The 16,080-nt window shown below is 65.3% G+C and carries 16 protein-coding genes and 2 pseudogenes; 3 read left to right on the top strand and 15 right to left on the bottom strand.

Going from position 1 to position 16,080, the window contains the following annotated elements:
- Positions 1-73: 73 nt before the first annotated feature.
- Complete coding sequence (locus AC1D3B_RS33950; protein WP_478195070.1) at positions 74-505, bottom strand: hypothetical protein; 432 nt, start codon at positions 503-505, stop codon at positions 74-76.
- Positions 506-853: 348 nt separating this feature from the next.
- A complete protein-coding gene (locus AC1D3B_RS33945; RefSeq protein ID WP_478195069.1) occupies positions 854-1,198 on the bottom strand; it encodes a hypothetical protein in 345 nt (114 codons plus the stop codon).
- A 1,243-nt stretch (positions 1,199-2,441) separates the two neighbouring features.
- Here AC1D3B_RS33945 and AC1D3B_RS33940 point away from each other — a divergent pair.
- Complete coding sequence (locus AC1D3B_RS33940; RefSeq protein WP_478195068.1) at positions 2,442-2,849, top strand: ester cyclase; 408 nt, start codon at positions 2,442-2,444, stop codon at positions 2,847-2,849.
- A gap of 305 nt (positions 2,850-3,154) precedes the next feature.
- Here the strand turns inward: AC1D3B_RS33940 and AC1D3B_RS33935 are convergent, their stop codons facing one another.
- The 7 genes from AC1D3B_RS33935 to AC1D3B_RS33905 form a co-directional block, all read right to left on the bottom strand.
- Positions 3,155-3,424, bottom strand: coding sequence for a helix-turn-helix domain-containing protein (locus AC1D3B_RS33935; protein WP_478195067.1), 270 nt, complete (start codon positions 3,422-3,424; stop codon positions 3,155-3,157).
- A gap of 412 nt (positions 3,425-3,836) precedes the next feature.
- The gene (locus AC1D3B_RS33930; protein ID WP_478195066.1) at positions 3,837-4,886 is read right to left on the bottom strand and encodes a relaxase/mobilization nuclease domain-containing protein; all 1,050 of its coding nucleotides are present in this window, start codon (positions 4,884-4,886) and stop codon (positions 3,837-3,839) included.
- 31 nt (positions 4,887-4,917) lie between these two features.
- The gene (locus AC1D3B_RS33925) at positions 4,918-5,571 is read right to left on the bottom strand and encodes a hypothetical protein (protein WP_478195065.1); all 654 of its coding nucleotides are present in this window, start codon (positions 5,569-5,571) and stop codon (positions 4,918-4,920) included.
- A 269-nt stretch (positions 5,572-5,840) separates the two neighbouring features.
- Positions 5,841-6,086: a hypothetical protein gene (locus tag AC1D3B_RS33920; RefSeq protein WP_478195064.1), complete on the bottom strand. Its 246-nt coding sequence runs from the start codon at positions 6,084-6,086 to the stop codon at positions 5,841-5,843.
- Positions 6,086-6,316 carry a hypothetical protein gene (locus AC1D3B_RS33915; protein WP_478195063.1) on the bottom strand — a complete coding sequence of 77 codons (231 nt, stop codon included), beginning with the start codon at positions 6,314-6,316 and terminating at the stop codon, positions 6,086-6,088. The genes AC1D3B_RS33920 and AC1D3B_RS33915 overlap by 1 nt, the downstream gene beginning before the upstream one ends.
- Before the next feature lies 1 nt (position 6,317).
- A complete protein-coding gene (locus AC1D3B_RS33910) occupies positions 6,318-6,596 on the bottom strand; it encodes a hypothetical protein (protein ID WP_478195062.1) in 279 nt (92 codons plus the stop codon).
- A 119-nt stretch (positions 6,597-6,715) separates the two neighbouring features.
- On the bottom strand, positions 6,716-8,746 hold the full coding sequence (locus AC1D3B_RS33905) for a ParB/RepB/Spo0J family partition protein (protein WP_478195061.1): 2,031 nt from the start codon (positions 8,744-8,746) through the stop codon (positions 6,716-6,718).
- 362 nt (positions 8,747-9,108) lie between these two features.
- Here AC1D3B_RS33905 and AC1D3B_RS33900 point away from each other — a divergent pair, with 362 nt between their 5' ends.
- Together AC1D3B_RS33900 and AC1D3B_RS33895 are read left to right on the top strand one after the other, a co-directional pair.
- A complete protein-coding gene (locus tag AC1D3B_RS33900) occupies positions 9,109-9,297 on the top strand; it encodes a hypothetical protein (protein ID WP_478195060.1) in 189 nt (62 codons plus the stop codon).
- A gap of 614 nt (positions 9,298-9,911) precedes the next feature.
- A complete protein-coding gene (locus AC1D3B_RS33895; protein ID WP_478195059.1) occupies positions 9,912-10,190 on the top strand; it encodes a hypothetical protein in 279 nt (92 codons plus the stop codon).
- Between the two features lie 112 nt (positions 10,191-10,302).
- On the opposite strand, the gene AC1D3B_RS33890 is transcribed toward AC1D3B_RS33895, so the two are convergent.
- From AC1D3B_RS33890 to AC1D3B_RS33865, 6 genes and pseudogenes are all read right to left on the bottom strand, one after another.
- Positions 10,303-10,623, bottom strand: coding sequence for a hypothetical protein (locus AC1D3B_RS33890; protein WP_478195058.1), 321 nt, complete (start codon positions 10,621-10,623; stop codon positions 10,303-10,305).
- Positions 10,624-10,723: 100 nt separating this feature from the next.
- Positions 10,724-11,650, bottom strand: coding sequence for an ArdC family protein (locus AC1D3B_RS33885; RefSeq protein ID WP_478195057.1), 927 nt, complete (start codon positions 11,648-11,650; stop codon positions 10,724-10,726).
- Positions 11,651-12,216: 566 nt separating this feature from the next.
- A complete protein-coding gene (locus AC1D3B_RS33880) occupies positions 12,217-12,585 on the bottom strand; it encodes a DUF2958 domain-containing protein (RefSeq protein WP_478195056.1) in 369 nt (122 codons plus the stop codon).
- Positions 12,586-12,905: 320 nt separating this feature from the next.
- Positions 12,906-13,337, bottom strand: a pseudogene (locus tag AC1D3B_RS33875) (JAB domain-containing protein); the annotation flags it as partial.
- 590 nt (positions 13,338-13,927) lie between these two features.
- Positions 13,928-14,068: pseudogene (locus AC1D3B_RS33870) on the bottom strand (IS5/IS1182 family transposase); the annotation flags it as partial.
- Positions 14,069-14,239: 171 nt separating this feature from the next.
- A partial coding sequence (locus AC1D3B_RS33865) for a hypothetical protein (protein ID WP_478195055.1) occupies positions 14,240-16,080 on the bottom strand: 1,841 nt, incomplete at its 5' end.

The following is a 16,080-nucleotide window of genomic DNA, read 5'->3' as shown; positions in this document are numbered from 1 at the left end:
CCCCGAGAAGCTATCAGGATGCGCCTGCGATAGCGATCAAGTCGTCTCTTTGCAACCATGGGGCGGTGACGTGTCAAAGGGCAGCAAGAACCTTCAGATGGACGATCCACCCTTCGCCCGCCGTGCTGCCACAGAGAGGATCATCGAGCGGCCGCAACTGGTACAGACCTTCCGGAATGACGTCAGGGAGGGTCGACAAATCGCTCTTTGCAATCACGAGATTTCTTGATTGGCGATTTCGATCACGCTGTGCGGTCCGGTTCTTCGCGGTGTATTCCGGATGCGCCCTGCGATAGCTACGCCAATAGTCGGGGTTCCTCTCCCCCCAGGTCCGCTGGGCTTGAGCCTGGTTCTGCAGGTAGTCGGGGTCCGAGTGGCGCTTCGATGCCTGCCATAGTCGCTGTCGTTCGCGCTGGCATGCCTTTCTGTTGCAGTACTGCTGATGCGGGATTTGCGCTCGAAGCTCAATCAGATCGCCGCAACAGATGCACAACCTTGAGGGCATACGATCTCCTCGATAGTTACTGGGCAAGCGTGGGAACGTCTGGCGACACGGCTTAGGCATGCCGTCCTATGCGAACTCCCAACGTGATTGCCGGCGGCCGCTGAGGACGCGCCCCACACTCGTTTGGCGCTGGCGTGCTCGTAAGCGGCGGGAGCGGGCTGCTTTGGCCGCAGGCCACCGGACGACCGGAGCCAAGTCTTCGGTCTCGAAGCCCAACAACCCCTTCGGTGTTCGCGGCTTTGCGCTGAAAGGTTCAAGCCCAAGAGTCAGGATCCGACGGCTCAGGCGCCCCCGCCTCGATGGAGGTCCAATACCGGATATCCATTTGCCCACGATGGGGACGTCGGATCAATGCATGGTGTGGTCCTCGTCGTCCAGTAAGGTCATGACGATCAACTTCCACTTTTCCGCCGACAAATGCGCGTCGACCACAAATCGGTGCGCCAGCATGAACTCTTCATCATGAAGAAGCCAGGCCGGGCGGTCGCCGGGATTGACAGCGGCAGCCAGGACATCTTCGATCTCGCTAGGCGCGAACGGTTCGACTCCTTGGGCCGCCACCGCAAGCGCGTCGGCAAGCGCAGCATGCCATACGGTGGGCAAGGGACCCGCTATGCGCAGCATCACAAATGCCATCCTCGCCGTGCCGGGCTTCAGCCCGCGGGCCTCAGCGCAAAGCTCATCCAGCGTCATGGGAGCATTGTCCGCTGAGTGGGCTCCGGGCTGCGCCCAGCAGGACGCGCCGTTGCCTCCTCGCGCCGCCCAGTGGCGCAAAATGGCCACGGCACTGCAGGCGGTCTTGCCGCGTAGTCCGCTCTGCCGGTCCTGCCAATCGCGAACAAGGGTATGCGCACTTGCAGGAGTCGAGCCGGCTCGAAGCCAGTTTCAAAAGTGGCGGAAGGAATTGGACCCTGTTCGCCCGCCGACGTAGCACCCTTCCACATTTTTGGGAAGCCAGTTGCGTAGACCACGATGTGCCTTGGCGTGCTGGCCCAAACGCCGTGTGCCAACTAATATGGAAATGGTGACGAGTGTCTGCAGTCCGTCACTTGGGCAGTTCGCAGTTGTGTTCGCGGATCGATCAGCATTTGGTGGGTCCGTTATCGAACGGCTTTTCAATGGACTTCGTATGAAATGCACTATTCGCTCTATCGCCGATTTGGCCTGTTTGCCAGAGGCTGAACTGGACGCATGCTTAGCCGCTTTGCCCACCGCGATCCAGGATGCGAAGCGCCGATTTGTAGTTTCAAGTTGGCCCAACACGACTTCGCTGAGCGTCGTGTGCAGACTCGACTCGTTTGATTGGGAGGCTGGCACCCTGATCTCTCCAATCACCCTGAGCGCAATGCTTGTGGATGCGAGCCCGGCGAGAGGACCAACTTCGCTTCATTGAAACCTGTCCGTGCGCCACCCTCCGCCCCGAAGGGGCCGTCGACGGCGGTTCGTAAACATCTGTGCCATGCCAACGGCCGCTGTGTTTGGCATGACAGCCTGCGCTCGGACGACTACGGTAGTGAAGAGAGTCTCACGCTAGAAGCCAACCGCGGCAAGATTGTGCTGCCACGACTGCATCGCCCATCAGGTTGGCGATCCGGTTGTGGCGTCTTTCGCCGAGCTGCTAGATGAGTGCGTTGTAAGCCGGCGCGGCGCTGAACCGCAGCCGTCAGCCGACGCCGGCGCCCGATCGTTGCGATCCTGCCGCTGCGCTCCCACTACTCGCATCGCGCCGCCACCGAAGGTCGGATCTCGACTCCGGACATTCAATCTGGACCTTTGACGCGGGGCATCACAATATCGACAGTCGCCAAAACGTGCCAACCGATGTGGAGCAACTTCGCCCTCCACCCATCGGACGCGCTCCCTCGCAAATGCCGCAATGCGAGGTGGCAAAACCTGACAACGGACCGGCATCAGTGCCATCTGCGACAGTTGCGGCATGACCGCGAACCAACTCACCCGCATCTACGTTGACTACATCTCGTGCCTCAATAGCCGAAACTGGGCGAGTTTGGGTCGCTACGTGCACGAAGGGGCCTCCCACAATGGGCGTCGACTTGGTCTCACCGGCTATCGCAAGATGTTGGAGAAGGACTTCAAAGAGATTCCAGACCTGTTTTTTGACGTCGAGTTGCTCGTTGCACAGCCTCCGCGCATCGCTAGCCGTTTGCGGTTCAACTGCGCGCCGCGAGGAGTGTTCCTTGGCCTGCCGGTCAATGGCAAGCAAGTAAGCTTCACCGAAAACGTCTTCTATGAGTTCGAGGACGGAAAGATTTGCTACGTCTGGTCAGCCATTGACAAGTTGGCACTCGAGAACCAGCTCTCCGGTGCACGGGGCATGCTTTAGTCACGAGCGCGCGTGTCATGGGACATGCCCTGAGGCCGTAGGCACCTGCTGCTTGCAATCGAAAGGTTCTGACGACCTCAACAGACTCGCGGACGGCATCGTCACAATGGCCGCGGACGCCAGCTTGCACCCCTCCCGGTCGCTCGGCGAACTCGCGACTTGATCCCGATCCCGGTTCTCCCAGCATGCTGAGGGGTCGCGATCCGTCCGCTGCCGCCGAGCTCGGATTTCCACTACTTGTCAGCCAGGGTCAGATCCGATCGCGAGCGTCTTGCTACGTGCCCACACTCAGCAGATGGACCAACTCAGGGTGCAATCTGGGCGCCGTCTCGAGGCTGCAACGTCGTGCTAATGCCGTAGATCGCCAGCATGCCCAGCACTTGCCCGATTGCGACGCCTGGTTCGCCGCATTCAATTCTGGCGATCGTCTGGACGTGAACACCCAATCGAGCGGCTGCCGTCGCTTGGCCATCACCGGCGTTGGTACGAGCCAGTCTGGCGGCAGCTCCCATGTCTTTGATTGCGCGAAGGGCGTTGATATCAATGTCTGCAGAGATGCGCTTGCCTTGAGCCATCCGAAGATCGCTGCACAATCGAACCGTGTTTCGAACTTCGGCCGACCCCACGCCCTACTGGCTCTACCTCCTCGAATGCGAGGGAGGCGTGTACTACGCCGGGATCGCGCTGGACGTAGAGCAGCGGTTCTTTCAAACACGTCTTCGGAAAGGGCGCCAGATTCACGCGCGCGGCCTCCGTTGCTGGTACTTGCAGCCCGTGAATATGCCACCAAGGGGGACGCGCTGCGGGCGGAACGCAGTCTCAAAGCACTACCGCGCGAGCGGACTTTCCTTCTTCGAAGACGAGGCCTAGTCAGGCTGTGGGGCTGCGACATCCCTTACCACGCCGCTTCGCGAGCGCGTCGACTCCTGGGCAGAACGCCACGCGCTTGGATCGAGAGGACCTCTATGTGAGGCCGATTCCATCGCACTAACGATTTCTCTCGTCATCCCGGATGTCCCGTTCCGCCAGTTCACTCCTTTTGCTTGCAGCAACATGCTCGATCCACCTGGCCGCGATATGCTCGTTATCGGTCCGTAAGGGTTGCATTCCTAGGACGAACTCTTCAACCCGGCGCGCCAGGTCGCTCTGACCTTCCCTTCGCAAGGACTCGGCCGTCGTTCGCCAGTCTGACGTGACCTCCGCCCGCGTCGCGGCGAGCGTCGCCTGCCCGGGTTCTGGCGCCAGCCTGCCGCTTCGCAGTTGTTCACCGATGGCCGCGACCTTGCCTCGCATGAATGTGGACCCTTTGGGGATGGCTCGCGACGAACCGACCCCTCCGCCCATTGCTCGATACGACGAGACATCCCTCAACCTGTGATGAATCGCATCCCTCTTGGGAGTGCGCACTTGACCACGAAGCTGCCTGGGCGTCGCGTTGGCCGCGACCCCCTGCTCTCGCATCAACGCAGCGAACTGCTCTCTCCACTGCCTCAACGTGTCCTTGCGGACATAGAGCCGCCTTCCAGGCTCGAACTCGTGCTCACACTTCACGACCAGATGGACGTGCGGGTGCCCCTGATCGGTATGCAGCACCATGGCATAGCGGTACTGGAGCGCGAAGTTCTCGCGTGCGAAATTGCGCGCGGCGAACAGCACCTTTTCGGGTGGCGTGCCGGCCGGCATCGACAGCACGATGTTGTGCACCAGCTTCGCCCGGCTGTCCTTCTCGTCCTCGAGCGGCTTGGGCTTGTACTGGCTGCGGCATAGATCAAGCTGCCAATCGGCCACGAGGTGATTGGAGACGCCACGGCCTTGCAGTGCCCGTCCATCGTCGGTCTCGACCTCGAGCTTGCCGTGCCGGCCGATGTACTTCAGATGCGCCGCGGCCCCGCCGCTGTCGCGTGCGCCACCCGACACCTTGACCATCACCTCCGGAACACGGCTCACGGTGCGCTTGACCCGTTCGATCTGCTCGACGCTCAACGTCGAAGCATCGCCGGGCCCGCGCCGCCCATAGCTCACGATGTCGAACTCCATGCCGACAGTACGAGGCAACGCAACGACACGCTTAGGCATTGCCAGCCTCCCAGCTGATGAGGTTCATGCGCACGACCGCTGCAACAGACTCGCGCACGGCTTCGACCAGGTGACTCACCTCGTTCAAGAGCGCCTCCGCAGGCGCCGATGGGAGCGCACCCACACCGCCCGCACCGACAACGCCGAGTGCTCGAAGTTCGCGGCTGATTGAGGCGAGGTGCCCAGCGACGGCTTTCAGTTCATCAAGCTCGGCCGGCGGCATCACAGGAACGCCACGCACGTGCGTGCGGACCAGCATGCTCAGGTAGCTCGCCGTCTTCATCCGACGTGCCGATGCGCGAGCGTCCGCGAGTGCACGGTCGCCGGGACGCAGCCGAAGTGTCAAACGATCGGTCGCGCAGCCGCTCTTCGAGTCGACCGCAGTCAGCACCTCCGTCGCTGCGAGTGCAACGCTGGACGAATTTTGATCAACGACTTTCTCGACCAGCAAGGCGAGCAGTGCGGATTCCGTGAGTCCCTGTCGGGTGGCCAGCACGGCGAAATTGGCCTTCGTCTGGACCGAGGCGCGCGTGGACAGGACGGCAGGTCGTGTGGTGCTGGGCATCAGGAACACCAAGGGCGTAAACAATGTCTGACGCCAGTCTATCCTGCCATCAAACCCAATCAAGGGGTCCATGTTCGTCATGACGAACAGCCTTGCTCCTTCGCCCAGGCCGTCTCATTCCTCAACCGTTTATCTGCGGGGCGCCGCCCAAGAAAAGTGTTCGTCATGACGAACACTTTGACGGCCGTCCTATCGGATCTCACGCGCTGTCCTTGAGCTCGCGACCAGCGCCTTGCGCCCACGAGTGCCGGGTCACGCAGCGCACGATCAAGACGATCCTGGAGCCTTGATCGTCGGCCAACAAAAAGCCCGCCATCGCCGATGACGGGCTTCTTGTTGGCATCGAGAGTTCACTTGCGGCGACCTGCCCTCCCCTTCCCCCTCCTGTTCGCACTTTCTGCCTTCTCCATCGCGACCCGCTGCTTCACCGCCGCGTAGGACCACCAGGCCAGGTCCACGGTGTCTCGGGTGCGCAGTCCCTTGGCCCGCAGTTCGATGACGCCGACGACGACCGTGACCATGACGGCGCGCAGTCTTCGCTCCCGGACCATGGCAGTGCTTTCGCGCGTGACGGGCTTGATGAACTTCGTCGCCATCATTCGCTCCAGCGTGTGGCGAGTCGGCGAGCGGCCTCGACATGCCGCTCCGCCTCGGCCAGATGACGGGCGATCTCAGCCAGGTCCCGGTCCGGACAGTGCCGCTCTTGCACCTGCTCCACGCCGAGCACGGCCAGTTGCAGCAGTTCTTCGCACTCGCGCGTGCGTCGGCAGAGACAGTGGCCCTCGAAGCGCGACAACGGTTCGGCCTGCGCTTCGACGGACTGCACGCTACCGTTTGCTTCCGGCCGATGCATGGTGGTCTCCCTCGGTGGGCCGTAGCGCACGGGCGGGCTGCGCAGGCTTCGGAGGATCCAGCGGGACGGGCGTGAGGTCACGAGTGCTGCCGATCCCCGCGAGGACCTCTGGGTGAGGTTGGAATCGCGCGGAGAACGCCCCACCCGGTGGCACAGGCTCGGGATGCGATGGAAACAGCTGAACGACGGCGAGAACGAGCGTCAGCAGTGCCAACACGAAGGCGCCGGCGACGATGGACTTTCTGGTGTTCATGGAAAACCTCCGAAGGAGTTGGGAAAACTGGAAAGAGGCCAATGGAGCGCTCGTCGCTGGGAGAGGAGCGCCGACCATCGGGGGCACCCGCCGCTTCGGGCGGCAGGGCGTCGGGGCGATCACTCGTTGTCGTCCGCGCTCGGGTGATCTGGCGGAAGGAGCGGGCGCAGGGGTACGGGCAGCCAGCGCGTGCCTTCGAGCTTCGAGGCGCAGTACGCCACCAGCTCGCCCTTTTTCATGCTCGCGACGCTCGCTGACGCATCGATGCCTGTCGCCTCCTTGAGTGCTTCCAGGGCCTTGGCCTTGCTGACACTCGCGAGGTAGGTGGCGGCGGTCGGCACCCACCAGTCGGCCATGTCGATGCCGAGCGCCTGGGCAACCGCATCGCTGTGATCGAAGGTGTGCGCACGTGCCTTCACCGCGTTGATGCTGCGGGCGGTGCAGTAGGCGAGGAGTTCGAGCAGGGTGGCCTGCGGTTGGGCCAGCAGCCACCGGAACAGCGCAGCGGGGTTGCCCGGAAGGCGATCGCCCCATTCCGCCTCCGCGCTGTCGAGGATCGCGGCTGCGGGGCTGGACGCGTACCCGCTCGCTTCCGCTCCCAGGGTGCCGTCGCCCGTGGTCCTCACGGTCACCTTCACGACGTCGTCGCCCGACCCGTAGAGGCTGAACACCGTCTCGGCCATCCGGTGCACCAGCACGACGAGCGCAACGTGCGGGCTCTGCACCAGCGCGGCCTGCAGAGCTGCAGTCCGGTGCGCGCTGAGATCTCGCATGAGCTTCTCGCTGAATTCCGGGCGCGCTGCCGTCCTGTCGTCGCGCGGCGCCGATTCGTCATCGGGAGTGGGGGCGTCTGCGGCGGCCTGGCGATCTTCGGGCCGAACCAGACCTCGATCGATCACCACTTCGCCGCGAGCGTCGAGACGGACCACCGCGCCGGCCCGCGCGAGCTGCTCGGGCGCCCATTGCCGGAGCGCCGCACGTGCGGCCATGAGCTTTTCTTCGGCAGCGTCCAGCGCTTCGCACAGCTGTTGCCCGATCGGTTCGAAATCGTCGGCATCGGGGTCGCCCTCGTCCTGATGCTGGTCGTAGGCTTCGGCCTGCGCGCGTTGCTCGGCCTCGAGCTGCGCGATCGCTTCGGCTTCCTCGGGCGTCGGCTCACGTTCACCCTGCCGTTCGCGCCCATGTTGGCGTCCATGTTCACGCCATGCGGACGTGTCGGCGTCGAGCACGCACTCGACCCACGCCCAGCCTTCCTCTTTCACGGCGGCGGCGTGCCCACGCAGCTGGTCGATCGCGAGCGTCTGCAGCAATTCGGGGTTGTCCAGGAAGACCCCGCCAAGGTCGTCGGGCGACGAGAACAGGTCGCGGCGCACCGTGCCGCCTTCGGCCTCGTAGGCGTCCAAACCGACGAAGCGCGCGAGTCGGCTGTCCGCGCAGCAGGCCTCTTGCGTCACCGCGTTGCGGATGCGCCAGGCGCTGCGGTCATAGACGCTCAGGCCATCCCAGACGGCCTCCTGAGCCGCGTGGTCCTCGGTCAGCGCGAGGGCCTGCAGTTGGTCGGGCTCGATCTCGTCGGCGCGGTACAGGTCCAGAAAGCGCGGTGCGAGGCGCGCGAGCTTGAGCCGCCGCTCGACGGTCAGTGCCGAGACGCCGAAGCGCCCCGCCACCTGCGCGACCGAGAGGCCTTGCTCGATCATCCGCCGGAAGGCCTCCATCTGGTCGGCCGGGTGCATGCCCACGCGCCCCGAGTTCTCGGCGAGCGAGACCTGCACGGCCTGCCCTTCCTCGTAGAGCTTGCACTCCACGGGCCGGGTCGAAGGCCAGCGCCCGCTGGCGACCAGGATCTGCATGGCGCGCAGTCGCCGGCCCCCGGCCACCACGGCAAAGCGTCCCTCGGCGTGCGCGATCACGCTGAGCCGTTGCAGCAGCCCCTGCGCCTCGATCAGCGCGGCCAGCTCGACGAGTCCTTCTTCGTGATGCACCTTGCGCACATTGGCCTCGCTGATCAACAACCGATCGAGCGGCACGAGCACGTCGCGCCCCGTCGGTTCGACGGTCGCAGGCCCGCTCGCCTCGACCACAGCCGACTTCTTCCCCGGCTTGTGCGCACGTGATGCAACGTCATTTCTTGGCTTGGCAACAGCAGTCATTTCGGTTTCCTTTGCAGTTGAAGTGGAAGGGATGCCGGGCTTCTAGATCTCGAGCCCTTCGATGAAGGGTTGGGGTTCGCATCGGCCTCCTGCCCGGAGCTGGCCGCCGTTCTCCTGAGTCTTTCGCCCGGTGAACGGCAGCGCCCGCGGGGACGGGGGAGCAAGGGGGAAGGTTTGTAAGGCGAAGCCTTATGAAAACCCCCTTGCAGGCGCAGCCGGTCCCCCGGCCCCGCGGGCGCAGAGTCACCGGACAAGGCGAAAGGCACAGGAGAACGGCAGCACCGCCCGAGGCCGCGGCGCACCTCAACCGCCGCGCGGCGAGCGCCTCCACCTGCCGCAGGCAGGTCTGATCAGGGGAAGTCGTGAACGCAGTTCACAGAGGGCGCAGCCCTCGCGCCAGGGATGCGCAAGGCGGGCCGCAAGGCCCGTCCCCGCGAGGGGATGAGCGCGAAGGCGCGAACCTGGAGCAGCCCGACAGCGGCGAAGCCGGTGGGGCGCCCAACCTCGAGACATCGAGCCCCGAACCGCCCGGCGCCATCCACGCATCGTGACCGAACGCACCCCGATCACTCGCTTCCACTTCGAACCCCATGACCCCGAGCGCACCCACGAAGAGCCGGCACACACGACATCAGGCGGCCGATCCCTGCACAGGACGACCACCCACGCCGCAGGGGTCAGGCCGAAGCGGCAAGACACACCGGAGGTCGAGCGCCCTGCACCACACGCAAAAGTGCATCGCGCAAGGCATCGAGAGCGCGACAGCGCGCGCATCGCCGCCGGTCCGCCGCGTCCCGGCAGCCCCAAGAGAAATCGACCGTGGAAGGCCTGGCGCAGGAAGCGCCGGCACGACATGGCGGCACACACCGCGACGCAGGGCCCGGCGCTCCGGATCACAGAAGCCCGGCTCGCGAGACCCGCGCTGCCGGGGAACTGATGATTCCCGTCGGCCCTTGCGCATGCCCTGCGACGACCGTCGCAGGGCATGCAGGAATCGGCCGCTGACAATGAGGAAAGTACCGGCTTGTGACCGGCAGCCGCAACCCCAGATGGTTGCCACGGCACCGTCCGATCGGCGCGAATGGAGGTCGACGGCACCCCGCCCAGGGGATGGCCTCGGCAACGGTCGCGCGAAGCGGGGGATGGCGCCTGGAAGGAGACAGCGATGCTCACGACAGACCAGAAGGAAGCGATCCTGCGAAGCGCAGGTGTGCCCGTACCCGACCGCCCACCCGGTACCGCCAAGGCGGGCGGCACCGGGCCTGCGAAACACGGCGGCAGCGCATCCCCCACGCCTCGGCATCCTGAGGAGCCATGGGCCCGGGCGATCGAGACGCTGTACGTGGAATACGTGGCCAGACGTGCCGCGAAGAGCCTGCGCGATGCGGAAGAAGCGCATCAACTCAGCGCCCTGCGGCGCACCGATCGGCAGTCGCGCGCTTGACCCGGCCGCGCGCTGTCCCCCGGACCCGGGCAGGACGCCGGTGCGCGCGGGGAGCGGTGTCGACACGGGAAATGAAGGAACCCGGTACCGCCCAGCGCGCGATGGGCGAGCCTCACGCGAAAGCGGGGTTCAGCAGGTCGATGCCCGCGCCCTTGCACTTGATCCAGGGCCCGGGCGGATGATCGCGCCCGTCCCAGGCCGCGAGCGCGGCCTGGGCGTCCGCGCCGTGTTCGTAGCAGTAGCGCCGCTGGCAGCCGATCGGGTCGAGGCCGACGACGATCGCGGTCGTGCAGTTGAACCGGCGCAAAGCGCATGGGATGCCGTCGATGATCCGCAGGTCCGAGTAGCCCGCCGCAAGCAGCAGGGCGTGAAGGTCGGTGATGGTGGTGGTGGTGGTGGTCGTGGCGCCGGGACGACGGGCAGGTCGGGGCATGGGTGCAATTTTGCCTCCCGTCGCGGGCGGGAAGCGGCCGGCACGCGGTGCCGACCACCCCTCGGCGCTCGGGTCTGCGAAAACCCGGAAGCGCGCAGCGTCACGTCAACTCACGGCTCAGGATGTACTCGAACGCTTCGCCGGCCAGCCGCGCCGCCGTGAAGATCGCGGTGCGATCGCGGCGCAGCACCTGGAGCCAGGCCTCGAGGTAGGCGGCATGCCCTTCGATGGTGGCGTCCACCAGGCCGATGTGGCCCAGCACGAAGGCGCTGCCGAGCTCGGCCACGAGCTCCTCGAAGGCATAGGCGTCATCGCCGAAGCGCTGGCCGAACGCGCGCCCCAGCCGATCCGGATGGCCGGTCCAATGGACCAGTTCGTGCAACGCGGTCGCGCAGTAGGCTTCGGGGCTCGTGAACCGGTCGACGTCGGGCATGAGGATGCGGTCCGCATGCGGCGCATAGGCCGCCCGCTCGTAGCCGTGCCGGATGTCGGCGTGGCAGCCGCCGATGAAGCGCATGGCGCCTTCGATCGGAGAACGATCCGCCCAGTCGAGGGGAGTGAAGGCCTCGTCCACGAGACCCGCGGGCAAGCCGTCGATCTGCGCGACGTTGAAGACCCAGAAGGGCTTGCACAGCAGGAAGCTTCTTTCGTCGCCGTCCGACTCGCCGCCCACCTTCTCTTCGCCGTCTGAAGTTCCTGTCGCATCGCCGGCCCCGCCCCGATCACCGGGCGACGCCTTGCCTGCCTTGCGCTCGAAGTGCGCGCAGAGAACCGCGCGCTCACCCTTGCGAACCTGCGCGCCGAGACTGGCGGCCTGCCTGTAGGTCAGCCACACGTTGGAGGTGTAGCCCTGCTCGATCGCGGCGTCCCACAGCAGCAGCACGTTGGCGCCGTGGTACGGCGCACCGGTCTTGCCGTTGCGCGGCATGCCACGCGACGCGGCCCGGGTCCAGCGCTCGCGGAACACGTTCCCTCCCTTCTCGAGCATCGCGATGATCCGGTCGGTGACGGACTGCCGGACATCCATGCGGCCGCCGCCTTGCGGCGCTGAACCCGGGACTTGAACAGCACCTGCTTGGGGTGAGTCCTCGGGGGGTACGGGGGGAACGCCCGTGGCTTCTGGGTTGTCGGGGTTGCGCTGACGGGAGGAGTGAAGTGCACGCATGGCCGGGCCTTTCTGCGGTGGGTGCCGCGGGGGTTGAACATCTGCTTTCGGAGCCGCCTCGACGCATGAAGAGCGAGCAGCAAGGGCCGATGTCCGGGGACCGCCCGGAGGCCGCAGCCGAGGCGATAGCCAAGGACCGGGTGAGGACGGTGGCGAAGCCCGAAGCCCTGGACAGCGGACCGTGCGAGCTATGCGTCGACCCAGAGGGGGCACCGAAGGCAGGTGCGCCGCGGCATGCACAGCCCACCGTGCGGGCGACCCGCGCGTCAGCGCCGCGGCCACAGGCCGCTCGATCGCCGTCCCTCTGCGATGCAGAGGCAGGATGCTTCGAACGGATGGGTGCTGCCGCGCCGCGCGCGGCCCGATCGGACACGGCGCGCCACGACAGGAGAAGGAAATGCCGCCGGTGTGGCCGGCGGCGCGCCCTTTCAGGCCTGGATGCGCCCAGCCAGTCGGGCCTCACGCGCGTAGGCGCTCAGTGGCTGTCTGGCTCGGAAATGGAGGTCCTGCTCGATGGGCAGGTTCATCATCCCGCGCACGACGCAAAGCCCGGGCAGGCTCACCGTGCCGAGTTCCGGGAAGCCCATCCCGAGATCGGCGAGCCCGAAGGCCAATTCCGGCACGTCCGGATCAATCTCCGTCAGCAGCCAGGTGGACCCCGCATCGGGCGTGAAGAGCTTCACCACCGGGAGTGGATCGAAGTCCTGGCCCTTGTCCTGGCATGAGAGTGCCATGCGGCCGTTGGCCAGCAGCCGCTCGAATTGTTCGTCGGTGATGAAGGGAAAATGGGAAGCCATGACGTTCTCCTTGAACGATGAGGGCGGGATTGCCCATGACCGTCCACGGCACGCCGCAGCGCAAGCGGTCAAGGTTCGAGGACGGCCGCAGGGCCGCCAGCGCCGAGGGCGCGCAGACCTTGACGGCGAGCACGGCGTGGCAACCTGAAGGGAAGCAGCAAGACCCCCTCCCCTGCTTTCTGTCCGTCGAGCTGCACGGAAGAACGCGCGGCGGGCCGCGCAGGAATGGCGCGACGCGTGGCCGATACCGGACACGCGGGTGGAAGCCCGCGCGCGCAGCACGCGGATCGAAAAGATAAAAAGGGGCCGAAGCCCCTGCGTCACAACAGGCCCCGCTCGGCGAACGACAGCGACTTTCCGCCGGCCACGATGATGTGGTCCACGACCCGGACGTCCATCATCGCAAGGGCGGTCCCGAGGGTCTTCGTGAGCAGCTCGTCCGCACGCGACGGCTCGGTGGTTCCGCTCGGATGGTTGTGCGAGATGATCAGCGCCGCCGCCTCGTGGTGCAGGCAGCGCCGCATGACCTCGCGCGGATAGACACTCGTCTGCGTCAAGGTACCGCGGAACAGTTCTTCGAACGCGATCAGTCCGTTGCGACCATCGAGATACATCAGCGCGAAGCTCTCGTGCGGCTGGCCAGCGAAGTGAAGCTTCAGGAAGTCGGTGACGGCCCTTGGCGAATCGAACACCGAGCGGCTGGTCAGTTCCTCCGCCAGCAGCTCCTGCGCCAGCGCGAGCCCTGTGACCAGGCGATGGCAACTCGGCAGGGACGACTGCCGTGCGAAATAGGTCAGCTTGAGCAGTGACCGGTCGTTGGCCTCGTAGAGCGCGTCGGCCTCGGTGCCGAAGAACGGGCGCAGTGCGTCGACGATGCGTTGCTGGCGCACGGTCAGTTCGGAAGATGCGGTCATGAGGAGCTCCTGTGAGACGACACAGGCGGGATTGCCTGCGTGGCCCCGCGCCCTTGCCGCAGCGCAGTGCTCAAGGTCGCCGCAGGCGCGCCGTACGGCAGGAAGGCGCCGAGCACGCGCAGCGCGCGCAGGGCCTTGAACGCGAGAACGGCAAGGTAGCGTCAGGCCTCACAGGCAAGCCCACCCCACCCTCGACAGAAGACGCGAATCGGGTTGCTGCGGGCTTCGGGTTTGTGTGCGCGGCGCACGGCGAAAGCCGTGCCACGCACGAAGGGCTGCGCACGAAGGGCTGCGCAAGGAGGACGGCAACATGCCGAGGCGTTCAAAGGTCTTGCCAGACGGCCGCCTGCTCGATGACTTCGACGAAGCGGCGCGCCGCAGCCATTGCGCGGCGCTGGCGAGCCCTATGTCGGGCCTCGCAGACGCACTCATCCCCTGGCATCCAACAACTTTCGCCGCGCCATCCACAGGTTCGACAGCGCGAACAGCGCAACGATCTGCGCCGTGTTCTTCGCCAGCCCTCAGTAGCGCACCTTGGTCAAGCCGAACTGCTGCTTGATCACCCGGAACCGGCAGGCGTTGTGGATAAAGATCTTCGCGGACGCCGGGCAGGCGCCCAAGAAGTAGTCACGCTCAAAGCGCCCGTGGCAGCCATTGCTCGAAACACCGGTCAATCCAGCCGCGCCGCCTCGCCGCCGAATAGGCGCGGTTCCTAATCGCCGTTCACAAAGGTGTCTGGGTCAGGGCACGTTGGTCGTGGTCAGCATGAAGGGCTTGCCGCTCTGGCTCAGGTCCATCGAACCACCGTATTCGATGTTGTAAGTGACACCATTGGACGTGGTCGGATTGACGGGGCATCCATTGGGCGGCGGGCATGCGCCGCCATCGATGTTGAAAATCACTGGGCCATAGCGATAGTTCCGCAGCGCCTTGCTCGTGTGGTCGGCGACACTTGCAGAATAGCCGGAGTTCGCGAAGTTATCCGCGTCCTCTACGGCGATCGGGTCGGCCAGGCGCTGGTCCCGCAGCGTGCGCACGATGGAGCCACTGTTGCCGTCAGACGCGAAGCGCACCCAGGAAACTTTGCGGTCGCCGCGCGAGTTCACCAGCACCTGCTGATTGAGCGGCTCGATGCTGCTGTTGGTTGGCTCGCCCTTGGAGGTCGACATCGAAGTCGGGTTGCGCCCGATGCCAGTCACTGTGCCCACCTCGGCAATGGAGCTGGCCGACGGCGTGGCCGGCGTGCCGCCCGGCGCATAGCCGTCAATGCTGAAGATGTGCAACGTGCCGTCCTGTGTCGTGATCCAAGCGCGTTGCGGGCTGCCCAGCACGGTGGTCTTGACCGCCGTCGGCTTCGCCGGCAGCGACACTGTCTTGACCACTGTGGGCATCTGTGCCGGCACCTGGTTGAAAGCGTAGGGCCATTGGTTGTCCGCCTGCCCCAGGTTACTCGTGCTGCTCACGTTCGAGCTGAAGTAGGTGCCGTTGATGTAGCTGAACAGGGGCTTGAGGTCGATGAACGTGGCCTTCTGCTCCGACTTGGAGATCACCACCGCCACCCCGCCCTTAGCGTAGCGGTAGTAGTTGCTGCCCGAACTGGTGAAGTTCTGCCAGTTGTTCGTCAGCGGCGTGTTTGCCATGCCCATGAAATTACCGCCGACCAGCATGGAGTGAAACTGGTCAAAGCCCGTGGTGACGGCGATCTCTGTTGGCGCGTTCATGCCCGGCAGGTCGACGTAGCCCAGGATCTTCATGAAGGCGATGTCGCCCATGTTGGGGAGGCCCGGGTATGGCGCCATCCATTCATCCCACCACTGGTAATAGGCGCCAGGATTGCCCGGAGTGCAGCCATCACACAGGCCCGCCAGCGCAACAACCGCGATCTGGCCCTTAAGGGCGACCGTATCCCACACCGTGACCAGCGCGAATTCGCTCTGGTTGGTCATCGCAACCGCGGTCGGCACCTTGTTGGCGGCCAACCGCACCGTGACCGCATTGCTCGCAGTGTTGCTGCCGGAAGTGCCGATCACGCCATTCTGGTACGCCACCACGCTTTCGGCGCAAAAGCCGGCGCGGCCCGCGCATCGGGCCACCGCGATCGGGTTGCCGGAGACGATGCCCGCGGTCTTGTAGCCCATCGCATTGATGCTATCCAGGCCAGCGCCGGAGACGGCGGCATGGGTCCAACTCAGCTGCGGCAACTGAGCGAAGGTGTTGAACATGTAACCGGACACCTGCAGGTCGGTGACGCCGATGCGCTGGGTCGGGTTGTCCGCGACGAACAGCATATTGGCCTGGTTGGTCGAATAGCTACCCGAGGAGGAAGACGGCGGACCCCCGACCTGCCAGTAGAAGGGGTAGCTCGGCGCCGGGGAGGCCAGCTGGGTCGGCGTGTCCCTCGCAACGAGGAGGGGAAGGCCGGAGTTGCTGACGCCGTAGGACGCTGCGCTTGGACCATACCGGTAATCGATCCCGCTATCCGTGCTCATTTGCGCGGCCATGCTGATGTAGGCCGAGGCAACCACATTGCCTGACGAATCGACCACGTCCCCAATGATTGGGGCTGGGGCTGGGACTGGGG

It is taken from the genome of Variovorax sp. P5_A3 (assembly GCF_056400665.1).
The sequence above is the reverse complement of the archived record's forward strand: the minus strand, read 5'-3'. Positions and strand labels throughout refer to the sequence as shown.